Origin of the sequence: Paenibacillus sp. HWE-109 (genome assembly GCF_022163125.1) — a bacterium.
In the GTDB taxonomy this organism is placed as follows: domain Bacteria; phylum Bacillota; class Bacilli; order Paenibacillales; family NBRC-103111; genus Paenibacillus_E.
In genome coordinates, this window is sequence record NZ_CP091881.1 from 6,355,067 (window position 1) to 6,374,371 (window position 19,305).

Below are 19,305 nucleotides of genomic sequence, written 5' to 3' on the forward strand. Positions count from 1 at the left end.
TATCCCCCCTTCTTAATACTCGACGTCTTTGCCGGCATATTTAAACTGAATAACCGAAATTCCTGCGATGATAACCGCTAGTATGAGTGATTGCGCGGCTGCTTTACCGAATTCGAAATAGGTGAAAGCATTGTTGAAAATCAGCAAGCCAACCATCGTGGTGGCATTGTTGGGCCCGCCACCTGTCATCAGATAAGCGTTCTGGAACACTTGGAAGGAAGCGATGACACCCGTTACTAACAGAAACAGCGTAGCTGGTTTCAAGGCAGGAATTACGATATAGCGAATTTTCTGAAAGAAATTGGCTCCATCGAGCTCTGCCGCCTCGTAATACGCATCATCTATCCCCAATAATCCCGCTAGGTAGATAATAATGCTGGTACCGTGACTGGATAGCCAGGACATGAGAACCAAAGAGAACATAGCCGTGCTGCTTGAACCCAGCCAGTTTTGATTGCTGAAGCCGAAGAATCGAATCAGCTGATTAAAAATTCCGCCTTCCATTGGATCGAAGATCCATAGCCATACGACGGATAACGCGACGCCAGAAGCAACGACTGGCAAGTAGTAAACGGCTTTGAAGAAGGACTGCGTTTTCTTCCTGAGCGGCAGAATCAATATAGCGATTGCCATGGATAAAAGTAGATTCACAGGAACGGTAAGAACGGTATATAGGAGCGTATTGCCCATTGCTTTCCAAAATAAAGCATCTTTCAATGAATTCGTATAATTGTCCAAACCAACGTAGGTGGAACCTAGCGGCTTATACTCCTGCAAACTAATCATAAAGGCGCTGACAACCGGGTAAGCGGTAAACATGGCAAAGGCCACCAATGCTACAGCAATGAAAGCGTACCCCCAGGCTCCTTCTCCTTTGATTCTCCTTCTTTTTATCGATCCGGCGATATTAGCCATACTGTCAAACCCCCTTTCAGAAAACTCATGTTAAAATAGTTCGGATAGTCGCACTTTCGATACGCGACTATCCGAAGGGTTGGTACCTAGATTAGTCTTTCACAATTCCGTTGTCACCAAACGCGGCAATGGCCGCTGTTTTAACAGCTTCGTACATCGCTTCTGCCGTAATCTCACCAGCAATTAAGCCTTGGAATTTAGGTACGATAACTTCTGTTTCTAGTTTAATTGCTTTAGCCCCAAGGTCACTCGGGATATCAGGACGAGCTGGTGTTGCATTTTTAAGCATATTGTCAACAGCAATGACATTGTCTGCACTGCGATCAATTTTCATGCTTTCAGCTGCTTTTTTACCGCTTTGTGTAATGTGCGCTGCGAACAAATCATTGTTCGTCGTTGCTGCAACTTTGCCGCTAGCTAAGAAGTAAGCCGCTTTGACGACATTCGCTTTGTGCTCAGCTGTTGGTTCTTTTTTGCCGCGGAAAGTCACATAGCCGTCTACGACTGTGCTGGATGAAGGTTTAGCTCCTTGGAACGTTGGAGCTGGCAATACGATGTAATCGACAGGAATACTGCCTTTGACAGCACTGCCGTCATTCGCTGTAATTTTGGCGTTGTTTGCTTTCGCTGAATTCTCGAACGTTGCCAAACCTTTACCCGTAATCATCGTTTGACCCGTCAAGAACATATTCCAGCGTTTTCCTGCATCAACAGAGCTAAGCTCTTTGGGCATGGAGCCGTCATCAATTAACTGACGAAGATTTTTGAGCAATCCCAAATAGTTTTTGCTTGTGTATGCATATTTCAAATCTTTATCAAACGGAGCTGGCATACCTGCATTTTTGGCCATAATACCTAAATAATCTTTGGCAGCAACACCTTTGGTAGCGAATACAAAGCCGTATGTGCTCGTTTGACCATTCTCTTTAATAACACCTTTTTTGATCGCTTCACGGAACTCCTCGAATGTCCAACCGTTTTGTTGAACTTTCTTCCAGTCGATACCCGCTTTTTCCAAATACGCTTTGTTACCGCCCAGGGCGTGCACTTCCATATAAGCCGGGAAGCCGTAGAGGCCTTTGCCGTTCTTCATATATTCAAGCGGCGCCTTGTCGTAGTCAGCAACCATTTCTTTGGTCGCTGTATCGGTGATATCAAGTACCATGCCTTGCTGCACATATTTGGAGATGCCTTCAGAACCGATGAAAGCAATATCCGGAGGGCTGCCAGCATTCACTTGCGTATCCAGCTTCTGCGTCATATCTTCCCAGCTTGCTGGTTCGATCTTCAGCGTCAGGTTCGGGTTCGCAGCATTGAAATCCTTGGCAATTTGTTCGAAAGTCTTCTGGTAGTTAGGTGAAACCGGTGGAAGCAATGCGGTAATGGTATCTTTGGCCGTTGACGTGCTTGCAGATGCGGCTGGCGTGGAAGTGCCGGCTGTATTGCTTTCAGTTTTACCCCCACAAGCCGTTAGGGCCATGGTTAAAGCGACGACGGATGCTAATACATGCATTTTTCTTTTCATAAAAAGCTAACCTCCCAGTTTAGGAACCTTTTTTATATTGCGTTATTTATACAACTTTGATAAAGGTACTTATTGCTTTTTTCAAACTACCATCACACTGTTCTAAGGCTTGCCCTGCTTCCGCGGCATCCATGCCGGTTTTGATCATCATAATAGCTAGTTTACAATTCATCGACGCTTTCTCCAAATAGGCAATCGCTTGGCTGTCGTCTACGCCTGTCGCTATTTTGATAATACGCACGGACCGATCATACAATTTGATGTTGCTTGCCTTCATGTCAACCATAAGGTTGTTGTACGTTTTGCCAAGCTTCACCATCGTACAAGTCGTCAGCATATTGAGAACCAGCTTCTGTGCTGTCCCCGCTTTCAAACGGGTAGATCCCATAATCACTTCCGGCCCCACCACAGGAGCAATACATACCTCACAGACAGACTCTAACTTGGAATGCTTGTTATTCACAACGCCGATGGTTGCAGCTCCCAGTTCCTTCGCTTTGTTCAAAGCAGCAATCACGAACTGTGCACTCCCGCTGGCTGTAATTCCAACTACAGCATCTTTGTTTGTCACGCCGCACCGTTCTATCAGTGCGATCCCCTCTTCTGCATTATCTTCAAAGCCTTCCACTGCTGTTCGAAGCGCCCCATCGCCACCGGCAATATGACCTTGCACCAGCATGGGATCAATCCCAAACGTAGGTGGACATTCAGAAGCATCGAGCACACCGAGTCTGCCAGACGATCCTGCTCCTACGTAAAACATTCTGCCACCGTTCTTGAGAACGCGATGCAAAATGTCGACCGCTTTCATAATCTGCGGTATCTCCGCAGCTACAGCGCCCGGCACCCTCGCGTCTTGTTCATTCATCAAACGAAGCATCTGTTCCGTTGTACCTTCATCTATCATCAGCGTTTGCTCATTAATCTCTTCCGTAGTCAATCCTGACAGATACTCATCCATAGCCATCCTCCTGTCCTGTTTTTTTGAATTTCATAAATTTATACTAACGAAAAGTTTCATCAGGGTCAATAGTTTTTGAAATTTTATTTTATTTTACAATAAACTTTTGATTTTTTATTTTATTTTACAACAAAAAAAGACAACGACCTAAGGGAGCTAAATCGTTGTCTTTGTCATTTATTTGCGATGTTTGCTGCTTGCTATAATATCGTGCGTTTTGGACAAATATTTCTTCACATGTTTGTATTCACTGCTGGCCACCCCGGCAAAAAGGATGTCGATCACCGTTAACATCGCGATTCGCGAGCCCATCGCCCCGCTTCTAATCGTAACTTCAGGCGTCGAAATGCTTAATACAATATTCGCCTTGTCGGCCAACTCGCTTTTGTTATATTTGGTAATGGCAATAATACAAGCGCCATTCTTTTTGGCAATTTCTAGCGCATCCAGAATTTCAATCGTGCTGCCGGAATTGGAAATGAAAATCGCTACATCGCTTTTTCCCAGGAGTGTTGCTGCCGTAAGCTGACTGTGTCCATCCGTATAGGTATGGCACATCTTGTTAATTCGGGAAAATTTCTGCTCCGCATCAATCCCGACCAAACCTGACGCGCCGATGCCAAAAAACACAATGCGATTGCTGTCACAGAGCACTCTGACGGCACGCGCGATTTCATTTTTATCGATGACACTTAGTGTATCTTCAATGGATTTGCTGTTATTCCGGGAAATATTGGAAATGATCGTGGATAAATCATCCCCGGGCTGTATATCGGTATACTGATCCTTCTGTTCCTCATCCATCGATCCGAGCGAAGCCGAAATACTGACAATAAAATTGCGGTACCCTTTGTACCCCATCGTTTTGCAGAAACGCAGCACAGATGCGTCACTGGTCTTCGTCAGTTGTGCCAGGCTTTTGATAGAAAGATGCGGAATATCATCCAGATTCTCCAGTATATATTCGGCTACCAGCTTCTCAACCGGTGTTAAACTGTCCTTCATATCTCGAATTTTAATCAAAATATTATCATTAATTGACATTTGGTTTCCCTACTCATCCTAAAGTATCCGAGCTGAATTCCCTTTCATCATACGAAGAATTGCTCAAAAAAACAAGATGAATATCTAAAAATGACTAAAATTGACATCTAATTTAGTGAATTTTTATTTCGAAATATAAATATCAACATAAAATTTAATTCCGATTTAATGATGTTCCAATGGTGTTGTGGCGAAGGATTGCTCCTGCACAAAATGACTGAAAAGCAGCCCCAAATTAGGCTTAATGGCAACAAAACCTAGGCAAAGGGAACTCCAGGACGCTATTTAGGCAAAAAGTAGGGATGCGAGGTTCATAGCGGAACTACAGGGTCTTATTTCCACTTAAAGCGCCGGATTTCCCCAGAAACAGCAAAATAACGTACTGTAGTTCCCTCTGGCTCGCGAGAATGCTACTTTTTGCTAGAATAGCGGACTGTAGTTCCCTGTGCAGGGCAGTTGGCAGGAAACTTAGCGTACGTTTTTCTATTTGATGGCGATACCTCAATTAGCGTGGAGAAAATCGGTTATTTTGATCCCAAAACTCCTTAAGGTTGTAAATCCGCGTTTTGCTGGCGGTACCCCATTAATTTAATTGGGAAAACTAGAAACATTTTCTTATATCTTCTGTCTAATATTATTACAATAAAAGGGAGTTGATACAATAATGCGTAAATATATTTTAGGTTTAAGTGCTGGATTATTAATTGCTTCATCTGTTTCTGTATACGCGTCTAATGAAATAAAAGCATATCTATTTCCAGTTAGTGTTTCAGTTAATCAGAATGAAATTAATTATTCAAAAAATTATGCAACAATAAATTATGAAGGATCAGCATATGTTCCATTAAGGTTCTTTGCGGAATATATGGGTGCAAAGGTGGAATATAACGATTCTTATCCAAAAATAAATATTCATACTTTTGATCAGGATAATGTTAAATCCATGATAAACTCAAAAGATAAAGATAACTTTTTTGAAATGGCAAGCTACTCTAAGAACCTTGAATATAGTTCTGATGAACCCATATATCTCTGGAGTACTTTAAACTATATGGGTAGTAACTCCCTAACAATAACGCATGGAGAGCCGTTAATTACTTATTCACTTTCAGATAGTGAAGGTTTTGAAATTTCCTCTGGAACAAATCAAATTCTTATTAAAGAAGTTTGGAATGAGGGAGATCAGCTTCGTACGACATTCCCCCTTGCTCTGGTTGAGGAATACAATACTCAGAAAAGCAAACAGAATAATTTAGAGATTGAAAATAAACACCCCTGGTTACTTACTCCGGGTAGTTATAAAATTAGTGCCCATTTAAAATATAAAACAAATAACCAAACTAACATTCTTAAGAATGAGATTAAATTATTAGTAAAATAACTACTCATGCTCCCATAGTCGAAGAATATCATACTGCCCAACAGTATTTCGTTACTAAGACGACGCGGCAGATGGCTATTAGCGCCAAAATAGGCCTCTCTCCAGTTTCCAATCTTGGAGAGACAGCCTATTTTGGCGATCTAGTTGCCTTGCTTTTTCACAACACCCATTAACCCATGCAGCGTTCTGACGAAATCTGCGCCGGATAAACGTCCAAGCCCGCCATAGGCGCAATCCATCTCATTGTACTTTGTATTGCGATCTCTACGGATACTTGGCCCATAAATAAGAATCGGCACGGGGTCACCTGTGTGCTCACCTATCTCACAAGGCGTGGAGTGATCCGCCGCAAGAGCCAGATACGTATCTTCCGGCAGCTTATCTGCAATGAGCCCTACCATCCGGTCGAACAGCTCAATCGCTCTTGCCTTCTCGAAAGGTTCGTTATCATGGCCTTTTACATCCGGCGCTTTCATATGAACGTAGACCATATCATTCTCGGTCATTTCTTCCAGTGTCCTTTGGGCTTTTAATTCAATATTCGTATCGATGTTCCCCGTCATGCTCGGTGCCGTCACCGTCTTAAACCCAGCGAGTTGAGCCACGCCCAAAACGGTGCTTTCACCGGCAATGCAGCTCCCTCGGATCGATAGTTGTTTGACAATGGGGTCAAGATCAGCCAATTGCCCAGCCCCTCGGGTCAAGATGAAATTAGCGGGATTCTGATCCTGTTTCTGACGCCGCACATTTACCGGATGGTTCGACAATATATCGTGAGCCTTCTGAAGGAAGCGATTCAAGACAGCCGCTGTTCGCTCAGCCTCCTTCGTATGATCAAGCGCTTGTATCGGATGAAAGGCCACGCCGTCATTGGGCGCTTTGGGATCAGAATCACTAATTTGATCACTCAATCCGTCTCCCCGAAGAATGAGCACTGCGCGATGTTCGGTAGCTGCTCGATAATAAATTTCAACGCCGTCGATACTCATCCCATTAATGGCGTCAGCTAATTCATCCGTTCCCTCTCGTATGCGGTCTGCACGGCGATCCACAACAATCCCGTTCTCGTCCACGGTGGCAAAATTACAGCGAAGCACGACATCCCCCGCTTTAACTGCCATCCCAATACCCAATGCCTCGATCGGCCCACGTCCTGGATAGTGATGCGGCTGGTAGCCAAATAATATCAGATGTCCCATGTCCGTCCCCACTGGAATGCCAGGAGCAATTAAATCCATCATCCCCGTTGTGCCTTCTGCCGCTAACCGATCAAGATTGGGCGTTGCGGCATACTCGAGTGGTGTTCGCTGACCTAATAGAGGGTGAGGTCGATCACCTAATCCGTCAGCTATAGCCACAATTACTTTTCTTCTAAGCATGGTCTCCTCCATATATGTTTATAATCCCAGCAATTTAAACCAGGTGAAAATAGATAAGCTGATAACACTAGCACCGATAAAACAAGTCACAATGGCATATTTCACTTGATCCAAGACAGAGAAATAGCCTGTTCCGAAATAGATGGTGTTTACTTTGGAATGCGGAGGAAGCGTAATCGTGTACGTCATTGTCATAGCTGCTGCTAAAGCAAGAGGCACAGGATCCATGCCCAGTGATTTGGCTAGCGCGATGAACGCCGGGATCAAGATCGTCACGCGCACCGTTTTACTCGTAAAAATGAGATGGCTGTACATACTGAGGAACACGACCACCACATAAACCAAGGCATGACTCATATGTTCTAGTCCCAGGAAACTGACAACATTCTTGATCATCCATTCCGCGCCTTTGGATTTATCGAGTGCATTGCCAACCGCGTAAGCGCCTGCGGCGAATATCATCAATTCCCATTTGATGTTCGCTTCTTTCCATGTCAGCACCCCAACTCTAGGCAGCAGGCAAAAGAGTGCCGCAAGAACTGCAGTCTGTTCAGTGCTGATCGCAAAACCAAACCATCCTTTTTGATAATCACCCGTCGCCCAAAGAATGACCGTACAAACAAAAATGATTAACGCCTTCTTTTCATTCAGTGAAAAAGAACCCAGCTTCTTCAATTCATCTTTCAGCGTCCCCATAGCATGCTGGAAGTTGGATTCCCCTTTGATGGAAAATAGCTTTAACCCAATGAAGAAGGTCAGACCCATCGTGATGATCGCCGTAGGCATAGAAGCCAGCAGCCAATCAATATAGCCGATGTGCCCGCCCGCTTGTTCGTTGATAAAACCGACGGCAATGATATTGCCGGATGTGGCTGTCATAACGCCGGATGTCGCGATCGCGTCTGCCTGGACGCCTTGCAGCATCATAACTTTCCCCAGATTGCTGCTGCCGGGCATTGCTCGGTAGACTTCAAGCAATATTAAGCAAATAGGCACCATTAGCGTTGCTCTTGCCGTTGTCGATGGGACGAAGAAAGCCAGTACAAAATTAATAATAATAAGGACGAGCAGCGTTCTTGTGGGTGTTTTCCCAAAACTCGTAACCATCCATAAGGCGAATCTTCTGCCTAAATTAGATTTCATCATGGCGGAAGTAAGAATAAATGCAGCTACCATTAACCAAATAACGTCAAAGCCTAATGTTCCGAAGGCCACTTCCTGATCTTTCACAGCTCCAACTAGTGGAAGCAGCAATATCGCCATGATGGATGTTAAATAAATCGGAATCGGTGTAGTTATCCAGAGGATTAGCGACGCTGTAAAGATGGCGATAGCTTTTTGCGCTTCTGCGCTCAAACCTTCTGGCGTAGGCATGAAGAAAAGCAACAGCCCCACCACGGCGGCAAGCGGAATTCCCCACTTTTTCATGATGTCTTCCGCTTTGCTCTTCTTGGGGAGTTGCGGCTCCTTTCCATCCTTTTCTGGGGTCGTCAGGATATTGGTCATCGATCATTCTCCTCAAACTTATAATGTATTCGCTTTCATTTTAGCTAAAGCAATACTATAAAACAATTTGATTTATTTCTAATAATCATAATATTTTGTTATAGTAATAAGTATCACTCTATACTAGCGAGGTACATGATGAACGTTAATAAACTGCAAACCTTTCTAACACTCTCAGAATGCCTTAATTTTACTGAAGCAGCTGAACTGCTCTATTGCTCCCAGCCGTCTGTCAGTATGCAGATTCAACGCATGGAAGATGATCTGGGTGTTCCCTTGTTCGACAGAATCGGCAAAAAACTGTACTTAACCAAACAAGGCGAACATTTCAAACCCTACGCGGAACAAATCATCAACTTACTTGCCTCGGCCAAGGATCATATCCGCCAGCTCGAGGATCTATCTTTTGGAACTTTATCCATAGGAGCCAGCAATTTTGTCGGTGTTTACCTGCTCCCGCGCATGCTGCGAGAATACACGACGTCATTCCCCCATATTAAAATTAATATGAATATCACATCTTCCAATCATCTCATTCACATGCTGGAGACGAATAAAGTAGATTTGTTAATTCTGTCAGATCGTGTACGGATAGATGAAACGCGTTATCAGCGAACTACCTTTTATCAGGACGAACTCGTTCTCATCGTGAACCCCGATCACAAGCTGGCTAAGCAGAAGACATGTACCCTAGCAGATTTGACCAACGAAACATTCATTTTAAAACCGAATAAATCCGCCACGCGCGTCTACCTGGAAGATCAATTCCAAGAGCATGGCTTTACACCCCCGCATTATATGGAAATCAGTAACTTGGAAGGCATCAAGCAAGGCGTCATTCATAATCTCGGCGTTTCTATTGTCTCTAACTTTGCCATCCAACAAGAACTCAAGCACGGCTTACTCGTTAAGGTTCCTGTCCAAGGCATCCAATTCCTTCGCGGAATCAGCTATGTCTATCCGCGCAATAAACATTTCTCGCCTGCGGCCAACAAGTTCCTGCCTTTGTTGAATCAAGCTAATCTATAGCAGGGGGGAATATAAAAAGAAGAAGAACTGCAGCTTAGACTGTCAGTTCTTCTTTTGGGATTTATTTGGCTACAGAAGTTCTCGCCACTTTCACTGATGCCATTGCGTAGACAACTAGCGCCGTCCAAATCAAGGCAAAACTGATGAGCAGCATCGGGGAGAAATTTTCTTTGAATACGAAGATGCTGAGCATCAGGGTGATCGAAGGACCAATATATTGAATGAATCCAAGCATGGAAAGCGGGAGTCGAACAGCCGCTTTGGCAAACCATAATAACGGCAAGGCGGTTGCCACACCCGATAGTAATAAAAGAGCTAATGAAAGCGGCGGCAGCGACCAAGCCGAGTCATGATGTGTCAGATGTAAGTAAATCACGTACACCAAGGCTATTGGGAAAACAACGGCCGTTTCCCCTGCAAGGCCGATTGACGCGTCGTAGGAAACTCTCTTTTTCACAAGGCTGTATAGGCCGAAGGTAGTCGCTAGCGTGACTGAAATCCATGGGAATCGGCCGTAGTCAATCGTTGCGAGCAGCACGCCTGCGCCTGCCAATGCAACAGCAAGCCATTGACTGCCGCTTGGTTTTTCACGCAGAAAAAGAACACCCAGCATAACATTGAACAGCGGCGTAATATAGTAGCCCAAGCTGGTCTCGATCACATGTCCATTATTGACTGCCCAGATGAAGATGAGCCAATTCGAGCTGATCAGCAGCCCGCTTGCCCCTACAAGGAGCAGGACTTTGCCGTTTGTCAGCATTTTGCGAATCTCTGGCCATCGCCCGCGTCCTATCAGGAGGAAAACAGCCATGAAAACAAATGACCAAACCACACGGTGAGACAGGATTTCACCCGCTAGCAGCGTTTCAAACGATTTCCAATATAACGGCAGTAAGCCCCAAGCCGTATAGGCAAGAATGGCGTACCAAAGACCTTTTTTCATAGCAAAATCCTCTTTTCTATTCGGTACAAACGGATAGATTCACAATTTTATCCGCCGGTCAATTTCATCGCAGCAAAGCGAAGAACCCCATCATCACCTTAGGGTAACACACACCAAAAAGAACGTCGATACGTTATTTTGGACAAATATACGCTATTTCGCTCATTGATGGAGTAACGATTCACGATTACTCCGATTATCTCTTCAAATCGCCCATTATGTCATAAATAGCGCATCGTGGTTTCTACTTGCACATGGAAATAGAGCTAACTTAGCCCAGCAGCTAGGTTAGCTCTACAATATTGTGCTGATTATCCGGACTCCGTCCGGTAGAAGAAATTAGGCAGCTTCACTTCATTGCTATAGCCATGATGAAAGATATGCGTCGTAGCCGGCGAAAGCGGCGGAATCAACCAAGTCCAGTCGCCCGTTACCTCGCGGCCTGTCTTCTTTTCATTATCCTCGAAGCGTTGGAACTGCTTTGCTGCGGTATGATGATCCACGATCGCCACGCCTCGTTTCTGATAGGAGTGCAGAACAGCTACGTTCAGCTCCACCAGTGCGCGATCTTTCCACAAAGAAGCATCGCGTCTTGTATCCAGTCCCATAATGGCAGCGACCTTAGGCAGCATATTGTATCTGGCTTCGTCAGCGAAATTACGGGCTCCGATCTCTGTCCCCATGTACCAACCGTTGAATGGCGCAGCCGGATAAGAGATGCCGCCAATCTCCAAACGCATGCTGGACACAATAGGCACAGCGTACCATTGCAGTTTCAGCTGCTCAAAAGCCTCTATCTCTGGATGCGTAATAGCTACTTCCATAATTAGGCTGTTTGGCACTTCGAACCATCTGGGCGTTCTATCGCCGATTTGAACGACGTGCGGCAGCACATCATAGGGTGTTCCCGCTCCCTGCCAGCCAAGAGCCTGGCATTGTTTCGTCAGAGCCAGTGAGGCTGGGTCGCCAACCAAGCCTTCCTCTGTTTCATAGCACGCGTAGCGAATTAGCTGCTCATTCCAGATTCGAAACACTTCTCCCTTGCCATCCGCAGGCGGAAAAATGGTCGTTACCGGGCGAATCTTACCGCCATTCGTAGCGAAATCAATGTGTGTTAGAAGCGCTTCAGCCATCTGTTCTTCGGTCTCAACGTGGCGTGCATCCTGAACCTTGAGCGTTTCCCAGAACAATCGCCCAATGCAGCGATTGCTGTTTCGCCAAGCCATTTTGGCCCCATGCTCAAGTTCTTGCAGGGTTTGCTCATAACGACCTTGGTGGTGGATCGCCTCCGTTATCTCAGCGAGACGGGCAGTGATTTCAGCTTCGCTTTTGCCCAATTCGGCATAGCATTCTTGTATAAACGGGACAGCTTTCTCCAGTAGTTGATCCTGAACTTTCATTCGTAGGACTCCTATCCATTAGCCATGGAAGCTCTCGCAGAATCCTAGCCCCTGCTGCTTCCTATTTGTGTAATTACAATTGGGCGCTGAATTGCTCAGGTACGTAGATGATTTGTGAAGTAGCTACAATCGTCAGCTCGCCCTTTTCTGCAGAATAATGCACCGAATCATCCCCGGCATAAAACCAAATTTTCTTCGTAGGTTCATTCTCGGTTTCTTGAAAAACAAACACATTGAGCTCATTTTTCCATTTCAAAAGCTCAGCAATGTCCTCTTCTTGCGCTATTTGTACGGTAAAAACCCAGTGATCGTCGATTTTATTCCACACATAGGGAACTGGATGTTTACCTGTATCGATAAAGGCTCGACCGCCTACCGCATGCTTCACCAAAAAGACTTCCTTCATTACTCCCAGCCTCCTTCTTCGATCGATTAGGGCAGATCAATTAACATGAAATGCGTGTCTTCCAGACCACGAATAGCGACAGATGATTCTGCTTGCATACGCGCGCTATCTTTCGTTTCCAACACAGTCTCATTGGCTGCAAGCTTACCGCTGATGACCATGAGGAAAATGCGGCGATTCTCTCCTTGGTTGAAAATAAGCTCTTTCCCGGCATCCAGCTTGCTAAGATAAATGCTCATATCTTGGTGAATCTTGGCGACGTGCTCGCCACCTTCAGGCGTAACTACGGGCAGCAGCGTATTGATCATGGCCTCAGGCTCGTACGTCACATTTTCAAAGGAGGGCTCCATCCCCCGTTTCTCAGGCATAAACCACAGTTGGAACAGACTCATAGGCTCCGTTTCCGATGCATTGTACTCGGCATGAATGACGCCGCTGCCCGCTGACATTCGCTGAACGCCGTTCGCCGCAGTGACCGCAACATGCCCTAGGCTGTCCTCATGTTTAATCGCTCCGCTGAGCACGATGCTGACAATCTCCATATCGCTATGCGGATGAGGGCCAAATCCCCGTCCTGCAGCAATATCGTCATCATTGCATACACGCATAACCCCGAATCCCACGTTCTCCTCATCAAAATAATCGCCAAACGAGAAATTCTTATGGCTTTTCAACCAACCCAAATCGGTTGAGTTGCGCGTATGCGCCGGGAATACTTGTATCACAGCAATCGCCTCCTTTATAAAGTACTCTTAGCTTAACACAATCCGCTAACCCACTTCCATGTCAGAACGATGGCAGATTCATGTCCGGGACCACACAAAAGCCTCTAATCCGCCGCACGCGCCATGCTTTCAAGATAATCGCATGAAATATTAGGGATAATAGCATAATAAGTTTTTGCATCATTACTGAGACAATAAAAACCTAAGACTTAGATGAATCAGGTGATACGCATGAGCAAAGTTCCTCTTTATAAACAAATCTACCAATCCATTAAAGATAAAATTCTAGCCGGAGAACTCCGTCCCAAAGACCGCGTTCCTTCCGAGCAGGAATTTATGGATCAGTTTATGGTTAGCAAAACAACCGTCAAAACTGCACTCGCCATCTTGCTAGATGAAGGGCTTGTCACTCGTATTCAAGGCAAAGGAACCTTCGTATCGGCATCGCCTTCCTCATTCATTGTTGATCCGAACAGTCGCAATATCGCATCCAATTCGCCTACCTACATAGGTCTGATAATCCCTACAATAAAAACCAAAGTCATTCAGCAACTTGTCGACCGCATCGAATATTACGTCAAAGAAGCCGGATGCCAGCTTGTGCTGCATATTACCCGTGAATCGTCATCGGAAGAGTCCCGCTCTGTTCAAGAATTGACCCAGACGCATGGTGTCCGCGGCATCATCGTTTTTCCTACGGAGGATGAAAGCTATAATGAATCGCTGCTGCGTTTATCCCTAGATAAATATCCGTTCGTCTTTATCGACCGCTACTTGCGGAATATCGATACTTACCGGATTACCTCCGATAATTGGGGCGGCGCGTACGAGACAGTTACCAACCTGCTAAGCGAGGGGCATCAGCAAATTGCGCTTATCTCACCCGACAATACAAACACGACGATTGAGGATCGCACGCATGGCTTTGAGAAGGCTTATATCGACGGCAACATGCTGATTGATAAAAGCTTATGGTGCCACATTCCTATCCGCACCCTTCGAACTGGCGATACCTATGCGCATATTGTCAAATTCCTGCGTCAGCAGCCTAACATCACAGCTATTTTCGCTCTGACCGCAGAGATGGCACGGCATACCCATCTTGCCCTGCATCAAGAGGAGGGATTAAACCCTCACATCGAGCTGGTTTCCTTCGATGATCCGGAAATCCCGGGAATCTCGCATGTTTTGCAGGATGAAGAGCAAATGGCCCTCTCCGCCGTCAAGCTGCTGCTCGAGCAGCTTGGTGGACAGCATGCTCCACAGCGTGTCGAGATCCCCGTGCAGTGGATCCATGTTTGAGGGACTTGGCTCACAGCGAGAACAGCAAAAGGGCTGCCCCTAGTTACGGGACAGCTCTTTTGCCGTTGCGATAGCGCAATTGTGTGCGATAGCACGTCTTTATACTTGAAAGTACGTCTATGCTGCGATAGTGCATCTGTGTATGGCAGCACGTTTATGAGTAGAGTCACCCTATTCCGCGCTTGCGGAAGCTGCGCCGTCAGATGGCAGTTTCATTGGAAATATCCAATGAAACCCTCTATTTCACAATCAAAATCCCGATTACATTGGATATTTCCAATGTAAATCTCCAAATTGGCCCTTGAGAGCCGAAACCATTGGACTAATCCAATCAAAGGTTGATTTCAACCGTCTTCAAGCTGGTTTCATTGGATATATCCAATGAAGTACTTGATTACTTAGTGGTGCAATGAGCAGCAGAAGTAGGATGAGAGTTGGAATGTCCGAGTAAGCAGGGTTTTGGGTGGGAGGAACAGCAAGGGAATCGTCGATTCGCTATTTGTGACAAATCGCCGCTCCTAGCACACCAGCGGATCGTAGATTCGCTATTTCGCACAAACCGCCCTTTTCTGGGCGTAGAACAGTGAAATAGCGGAAGCTGCGCTATCAGATGGCAGTTTCATTGGATATATCCAATGAAATCCTCTATTTCACAATCAAAATCCCGATTACATTGGATATTTCCAATGTAAATCTCCAAATTGGCCCTTGAGAGCCGAAACCATTGGACTAATCCAATCAAAGGTTGATTTCAACCGTCTTCAAGCTGGTTTCATTGGATATATCCAATGAAGTACTTGATTACTTAGTGGTGCAATGAGCAGCAGAAGTAGGATGAGAGTTGGAATGTCCGAGTAAGCAGGGTTTTAGGCGAGAGGAACAGCCAGGGGAATCGTCGATTCGCTATTTGTGACAAATCGCCGCTCCTAGCACACCAGCGGATCGTCGATTCGCTATTTCGCACAAACCGCCCTTTTCTAGGCGTAGAACAGTGAAATAGCGGAAGCTGCGCTATCAGATAGGCAGTTTCATTGGAAATATCCAATGAAATCCTCTATTTCACAATCAAAATCCCGATTACATTGGATATTTCCAATGTAAATCTCCAAATTGGCCCTTGAGAGCCGAAACCATTGGACTAATCCAATCAAAGGTTGATTTCAACCGTTTTCAAGCTGATTTCATTGGAAATATCCAATGAAGTACTTGATTACTTAGTGGTGCAATGAGCAGCAGAAGTAGGATGAGAGTTGGAATGACCGGGTAAGCAGGGGTTTGGGATTAGTACTGTGAAACAGCGGAACCACGTTCCGCAGAAGCGCCATTTTGCGCGATTCCCGCCAAAATAACGCATCTACGATCCCTTTGAGACGTTGCTCATGCAAAAGGCATCTGCCTCCAGGGGGTTGCCCAGACACTCGCCTCCAGCTTTCGCCCAGACACCAGCCTCCAGCTTTCGCCCAGACACCAGCCTCCAGCTTCGCCCAGGCACCCACCTCCAGCTTTCGTCCAGACACTCGCTTCCAGCTTCGCCCAGACACCAGCCTCCAGCTTTCGCCCAGACATCAGCCTCCAGCTTCGCCCAGGCACCCACCTCCAGCGTCCGTCCAGGCTCCACCTCTAACGTTCACCCAGTTACCGCTTCCCTCTCCCTACTCCTCAATGTGCAGCCACTGCTCGTAGAGCAATTCCAGCACCTGCTGCGCCGATTCTCGTTCACCCCACAGCTGGACGAGGTCATCGGAAGCTTCGCTGCTGCTGGACAGGCGCTGGTCCAGATCGTTCAATCGCGCTTCGCCATCCGCGATCTGTCGCTCCAACTTCTCGCGTGTGAACACGGAGGAGCTGCCCCGCAGCTTCTCCCGAGCCACCGCCTCCGTTTTGTCCCCGCTTGCAGCAGCCATGCTTGCGCTGGCCTTAGCACTTCCATGATTTGGCGTATTCTCACGCAATCGAGCGCTCTTCTCTCTGTAATCGTCGAAGCTCCCCATAAAGACGGTGATACGCCCTTGATCCAGCTCCCATATTTTCTGCGACAGCCGATTCATAAAATACCGATCATGCGTCACGGTGAACACCGTACCCGGAAATTCGTCAAGCGCATCCTCCAACGCCTCTCTGGAGGCGATGTCCATGTGATTGGTCGGCTCATCCAAAATGAGCAGATTCGGCTTGCGCAGCACTAGCAGCGCCAGGCGCAGCCGCGTCCACTCGCCTCCAGAGAGTGAACTGACCGCTTTGAAAACATCAGCTCCATAGAATAAATAAGCAGCCAAGCGCCCCCGGGCTTCGCCTTCTTCCAGCCGTGCTTCCTCACAAAAATACGTGAGCACCGACTTCTTGTTATCTTCCGGATAGGCTTGCTGCGCCAAATAACCAATATCCACTCGCGCGCCTACCTCGAGCTGTCCGCGATCAGGCTGCTCTTCACCGAGAATCATCTTGAGCAGCGTTGTTTTCCCTGAACCGTTATGTCCTACGAGCATGACTTTCTCGCCATATTGGAGCAAACCATTCGCCCGCTGCAGCAGCACTTTGTCGCCGAAACGTTTATCCACCTCTTCCAGACGCACAACTCTGCGACCGGAACGATCGTCCAGTTTCAATCCAAACTCAGCCGCCTTAGGATCAAGGACCGGCCGCTTGAGCTTCTCCATCCGGTCTAGTGCTTTCTGCATCGACGCCGCGCGGCGGAAAAATTTCTCGTTCCCTCCGACTTTCCCCCACTCTGTCAGCTGCTTGATCGTCTCTTTCATCTTCTTGATGACCTTCTGCTGCTCCTGATAATCTGCAAACTGCTGCATCAGTCTGATCTCTTTCTCCCGCACAAACCCTGAATACGAGCAAAAATAAATCGCTGACTCTCCGTCTTCCAGCTCGATGATTTTCGTTACCACCTGATCCAGGAAATAGCGATCATGAGAAACAACCAGGCATGCCCCTTCATACTGAGCAAGAAACTCCTCCAACCATTCGACGCCGGACAAATCCAGATGATTCGTAGGCTCATCGAGCAGAAGCAAGTCCGGTTTCCCGATCAACTGCGAAGCGAGGGTAACCTTCGTCTTCTCCCCTCCGGATAATGAGCCGAAGCTCCGCTCGTAAAACTCGCGAGCAATACGCAGCCCATTCGCCACTTGATCGATGCGGGCGTCCATCTCATACCCGCCTTCCCTCTCGAAGCGCTCCTGCAGATGTGCATATCGTTGGAGCAGTTGATCCATTATAACGGGATCGTTGACCGCTTCAACACTTGCCATCTGCTGCTCTAGCCCGGTCATCTCTTGCTGGCAGTTCATCAGCTCTTGATAGCTGGCAGCCAGCACATCATACACCGTGCCATTCTCCCACTCTGTGGGAATTTGCGCCAAGTAGCCAATCTTCATGTCTTTGCGCACTGTCAATTGACCTTCATCAGGCTTTTCCATTTTGGCGATCAGGCGCAGCAATGTTGATTTCCCGCTCCCATTGCGACCTACTAATCCAATTCGATCTCCTTGATGGATTTCGAAAGTGACGTCTTCCAGCACGAGCTGGGCACCGTGAAATTTCTTTATATGTTGACCATTTATCATTAACATATGGGGATCCTCCTAAATTTCGGAAAGACCCTAATTCCCCACAATCAGCCAACAAAAAAAGGCCGCAGGAAAATTCCTACGACCTTTCGAATCGATCCGTTCGAGGTTAAGGTAGGTGTCTTTTCGTGAGTTGTAATACCGTATGAGCATAATTGGACAGACTTCTCCCGTCTTTGAATGCTGCATGAACGATGCCAGCCATCGCAATGGGTAACTGGCTCACACGATTGTTTACAAACTCTCGATTCATCCTACCTTCACCTCCTTCAAAAACATGATGGAAAAATCATAGCATAACCCTCGGTCAATTCGCAACCGCAAAGATTCCTTTTTATGCTGAACCCTATATTAAATCCCAAATCTGCTTGCCAATCAGGATGATACAAACCGTAAGAAACAAGGGACGTACATAAGCTGTTCCTTTGCGAATCGCCATACGCGAGCCTAAGAAAGAACCGCAAACCATCGCTAACCCCATGGGGATGCCAATGCCATAATTGATGGATCCCAGTACCATAAAAGTTGCCAAACTCGCGATATTACTGCCGAAATTCAGCATTTTGGAGTTGCCCGCTGCTTTGACGAAATCGAACCCGAGCATCAGAAAGACGAAAATCAAGAATGAACCGGTGCCAGGCCCAAAGAAACCATCGTAAAAACCCAGAACAAATGCGGCGCCACCCATTAACATCGCGGTTTTCGTCGAGTATTGGCGAAACGAAGAGGTTGCCCCCCAATCTTTACGGAAGATGGTATAGATTGTGATGAGAATCAACATAACAACCACCAACGGTTTCAAGAAATCAGACGGAATCTGACGCAGCACCATCGTACCGCTCACAGCGCCGAGCAAGGATAATACGAACAAGCCCTTGACTGCTTTTATATCAATATTGCCTGATCGCATAAAGGAAATGGTGCTGGTCAGGGATGACATGGTGCCAGCCAGTTTATTAGTCCCTAATGCCACCGCCGGCGGCAGTCCTGTAGCTAGCAAAACCGGTACGGAGATGAGTCCCCCTCCGCCCACAACGGAATCCACATAGGCGGCGAGAAAACCACCGATGATGACGAAAATCATCATTTCTAAACTCAAGTGCATCATGCTGCAAGGACTCCTCTTTTGTCTTTTTTTCCAATCCCTATTCTCGCATGTTGCTTGCATTCAGGCAAGAAAATAAGCAAAATCAAAGCTGCCAAATAGCGAC

The 19,305-nt window shown here is 46.5% G+C and carries 17 protein-coding genes; 3 read left to right on the forward strand and 14 right to left on the reverse strand.

The features are described 5' to 3' along the window. Nucleotides 1-12 precede the first annotated feature (12 nt). The 4 genes from LOZ80_RS27150 to LOZ80_RS27165 form a co-directional block, all read right to left on the reverse strand. Nucleotides 13-915 carry a carbohydrate ABC transporter permease gene (locus tag LOZ80_RS27150; RefSeq protein WP_238167589.1) on the reverse strand — a complete coding sequence of 301 codons (903 nt, stop codon included), beginning with the start codon at nt 913-915 and terminating at the stop codon, nt 13-15. A 91-nt stretch (nt 916-1,006) separates the two neighbouring features. Further along, a complete protein-coding gene (locus LOZ80_RS27155; RefSeq protein ID WP_238167590.1) occupies nt 1,007-2,440 on the reverse strand; it encodes an ABC transporter substrate-binding protein in 1,434 nt (477 codons plus the stop codon). A 46-nt stretch (nt 2,441-2,486) separates the two neighbouring features. Continuing rightward, on the reverse strand, nt 2,487-3,401 hold the full coding sequence (gene murQ, locus LOZ80_RS27160; protein ID WP_238167591.1) for an N-acetylmuramic acid 6-phosphate etherase: 915 nt from the start codon (nt 3,399-3,401) through the stop codon (nt 2,487-2,489). A gap of 177 nt (nt 3,402-3,578) precedes the next feature. Next, nucleotides 3,579-4,445: a MurR/RpiR family transcriptional regulator gene (locus LOZ80_RS27165; protein ID WP_189010677.1), complete on the reverse strand. Its 867-nt coding sequence runs from the start codon at nt 4,443-4,445 to the stop codon at nt 3,579-3,581. Between the two features lie 664 nt (nt 4,446-5,109). On the opposite strand from LOZ80_RS27165, the gene LOZ80_RS27170 reads away from it, so the two are divergent. Continuing rightward, the gene (locus LOZ80_RS27170) at nt 5,110-5,826 is read left to right on the forward strand and encodes a stalk domain-containing protein (RefSeq protein ID WP_238167592.1); all 717 of its coding nucleotides are present in this window, start codon (nt 5,110-5,112) and stop codon (nt 5,824-5,826) included. A gap of 140 nt (nt 5,827-5,966) precedes the next feature. On the opposite strand, the gene apgM is transcribed toward LOZ80_RS27170, so the two are convergent. Both apgM and LOZ80_RS27180 read right to left on the reverse strand, forming a co-directional pair. Beyond that, a complete protein-coding gene (gene apgM, locus LOZ80_RS27175; RefSeq protein ID WP_238167593.1) occupies nt 5,967-7,205 on the reverse strand; it encodes a 2,3-bisphosphoglycerate-independent phosphoglycerate mutase in 1,239 nt (412 codons plus the stop codon). 18 nt (nt 7,206-7,223) lie between these two features. Beyond that, nucleotides 7,224-8,711: an SLC13 family permease gene (locus LOZ80_RS27180; RefSeq protein ID WP_238167594.1), complete on the reverse strand. Its 1,488-nt coding sequence runs from the start codon at nt 8,709-8,711 to the stop codon at nt 7,224-7,226. A 135-nt stretch (nt 8,712-8,846) separates the two neighbouring features. On the opposite strand from LOZ80_RS27180, the gene LOZ80_RS27185 reads away from it, so the two are divergent. Next, a complete protein-coding gene (locus LOZ80_RS27185; RefSeq protein WP_238167595.1) occupies nt 8,847-9,740 on the forward strand; it encodes a LysR family transcriptional regulator in 894 nt (297 codons plus the stop codon). Between the two features lie 61 nt (nt 9,741-9,801). Here LOZ80_RS27185 and rarD read toward each other — a convergent pair whose 3' ends face one another. From rarD to LOZ80_RS27205, 4 genes are all read right to left on the reverse strand, one after another. Further along, entirely contained in the window at nt 9,802-10,683 is an 882-nt protein-coding gene (rarD, locus tag LOZ80_RS27190) for an EamA family transporter RarD (protein ID WP_238167596.1), read from the reverse strand. Between the two features lie 311 nt (nt 10,684-10,994). Continuing rightward, on the reverse strand, nt 10,995-12,083 hold the full coding sequence (locus LOZ80_RS27195; protein WP_238167597.1) for a nitric oxide synthase oxygenase: 1,089 nt from the start codon (nt 12,081-12,083) through the stop codon (nt 10,995-10,997). 73 nt (nt 12,084-12,156) lie between these two features. Continuing rightward, complete coding sequence (locus LOZ80_RS27200) at nt 12,157-12,489, reverse strand: hypothetical protein (RefSeq protein WP_238167598.1); 333 nt, start codon at nt 12,487-12,489, stop codon at nt 12,157-12,159. 26 nt (nt 12,490-12,515) lie between these two features. Beyond that, nucleotides 12,516-13,214: a pirin family protein gene (locus LOZ80_RS27205; protein WP_238167599.1), complete on the reverse strand. Its 699-nt coding sequence runs from the start codon at nt 13,212-13,214 to the stop codon at nt 12,516-12,518. A gap of 231 nt (nt 13,215-13,445) precedes the next feature. On the opposite strand from LOZ80_RS27205, the gene LOZ80_RS27210 reads away from it, so the two are divergent. After that, complete coding sequence (locus LOZ80_RS27210; RefSeq protein WP_238167600.1) at nt 13,446-14,516, forward strand: GntR family transcriptional regulator; 1,071 nt, start codon at nt 13,446-13,448, stop codon at nt 14,514-14,516. A gap of 1,354 nt (nt 14,517-15,870) precedes the next feature. Here LOZ80_RS27210 and LOZ80_RS27215 read toward each other — a convergent pair. The 4 genes from LOZ80_RS27215 to LOZ80_RS27230 all read right to left on the reverse strand — a co-directional run bounded on the left by LOZ80_RS27215 (nt 15,871) and on the right by LOZ80_RS27230 (nt 19,202). Next, entirely contained in the window at nt 15,871-16,110 is a 240-nt protein-coding gene (locus LOZ80_RS27215) for a hypothetical protein (RefSeq protein WP_238167601.1), read from the reverse strand. A gap of 58 nt (nt 16,111-16,168) precedes the next feature. After that, nucleotides 16,169-18,097, reverse strand: coding sequence for a ribosomal protection-like ABC-F family protein (gene abc-f, locus LOZ80_RS27220; protein ID WP_238167602.1), 1,929 nt, complete (start codon nt 18,095-18,097; stop codon nt 16,169-16,171). Between the two features lie 106 nt (nt 18,098-18,203). Next, on the reverse strand, nt 18,204-18,347 hold the full coding sequence (locus LOZ80_RS27225) for a hypothetical protein (RefSeq protein WP_238167603.1): 144 nt from the start codon (nt 18,345-18,347) through the stop codon (nt 18,204-18,206). Nucleotides 18,348-18,440: 93 nt separating this feature from the next. Further along, nucleotides 18,441-19,202: a TSUP family transporter gene (locus LOZ80_RS27230; RefSeq protein WP_238167604.1), complete on the reverse strand. Its 762-nt coding sequence runs from the start codon at nt 19,200-19,202 to the stop codon at nt 18,441-18,443. Between the last annotated feature and the right edge of the window lie 103 nt (nt 19,203-19,305).

What these genes read in the sequence shown, in the direction of transcription:
- LOZ80_RS27150 (WP_238167589.1), bottom strand. Translation starts at nt 915, where the DNA reads ATGGCTAATATCGCCGGATCGATAAAAAGAAGGAGAATCAAAGGAGAA.
- rarD (WP_238167596.1), bottom strand. Translation starts at nt 10,683, where the DNA reads ATGAAAAAAGGTCTTTGGTACGCCATTCTTGCCTATACGGCTTGGGGC.
- LOZ80_RS27230 (WP_238167604.1), bottom strand. Translation starts at nt 19,202, where the DNA reads ATGATGCACTTGAGTTTAGAAATGATGATTTTCGTCATCATCGGTGGT.
- LOZ80_RS27210 (WP_238167600.1), top strand. Translation starts at nt 13,446, where the DNA reads ATGAGCAAAGTTCCTCTTTATAAACAAATCTACCAATCCATTAAAGAT.
- murQ (WP_238167591.1), bottom strand. Translation starts at nt 3,401, where the DNA reads ATGGATGAGTATCTGTCAGGATTGACTACGGAAGAGATTAATGAGCAA.
- LOZ80_RS27225 (WP_238167603.1), bottom strand. Translation starts at nt 18,347, where the DNA reads ATGAATCGAGAGTTTGTAAACAATCGTGTGAGCCAGTTACCCATTGCG.
- apgM (WP_238167593.1), bottom strand. Translation starts at nt 7,205, where the DNA reads ATGCTTAGAAGAAAAGTAATTGTGGCTATAGCTGACGGATTAGGTGAT.
- LOZ80_RS27180 (WP_238167594.1), bottom strand. Translation starts at nt 8,711, where the DNA reads ATGACCAATATCCTGACGACCCCAGAAAAGGATGGAAAGGAGCCGCAA.
- LOZ80_RS27165 (WP_189010677.1), bottom strand. Translation starts at nt 4,445, where the DNA reads ATGTCAATTAATGATAATATTTTGATTAAAATTCGAGATATGAAGGAC.
- LOZ80_RS27200 (WP_238167598.1), bottom strand. Translation starts at nt 12,489, where the DNA reads ATGAAGGAAGTCTTTTTGGTGAAGCATGCGGTAGGCGGTCGAGCCTTT.
- LOZ80_RS27155 (WP_238167590.1), bottom strand. Translation starts at nt 2,440, where the DNA reads ATGAAAAGAAAAATGCATGTATTAGCATCCGTCGTCGCTTTAACCATG.
- abc-f (WP_238167602.1), bottom strand. Translation starts at nt 18,097, where the DNA reads ATGTTAATGATAAATGGTCAACATATAAAGAAATTTCACGGTGCCCAG.
- LOZ80_RS27195 (WP_238167597.1), bottom strand. Translation starts at nt 12,083, where the DNA reads ATGAAAGTTCAGGATCAACTACTGGAGAAAGCTGTCCCGTTTATACAA.
- LOZ80_RS27170 (WP_238167592.1), top strand. Translation starts at nt 5,110, where the DNA reads ATGCGTAAATATATTTTAGGTTTAAGTGCTGGATTATTAATTGCTTCA.
- LOZ80_RS27185 (WP_238167595.1), top strand. Translation starts at nt 8,847, where the DNA reads ATGATGAACGTTAATAAACTGCAAACCTTTCTAACACTCTCAGAATGC.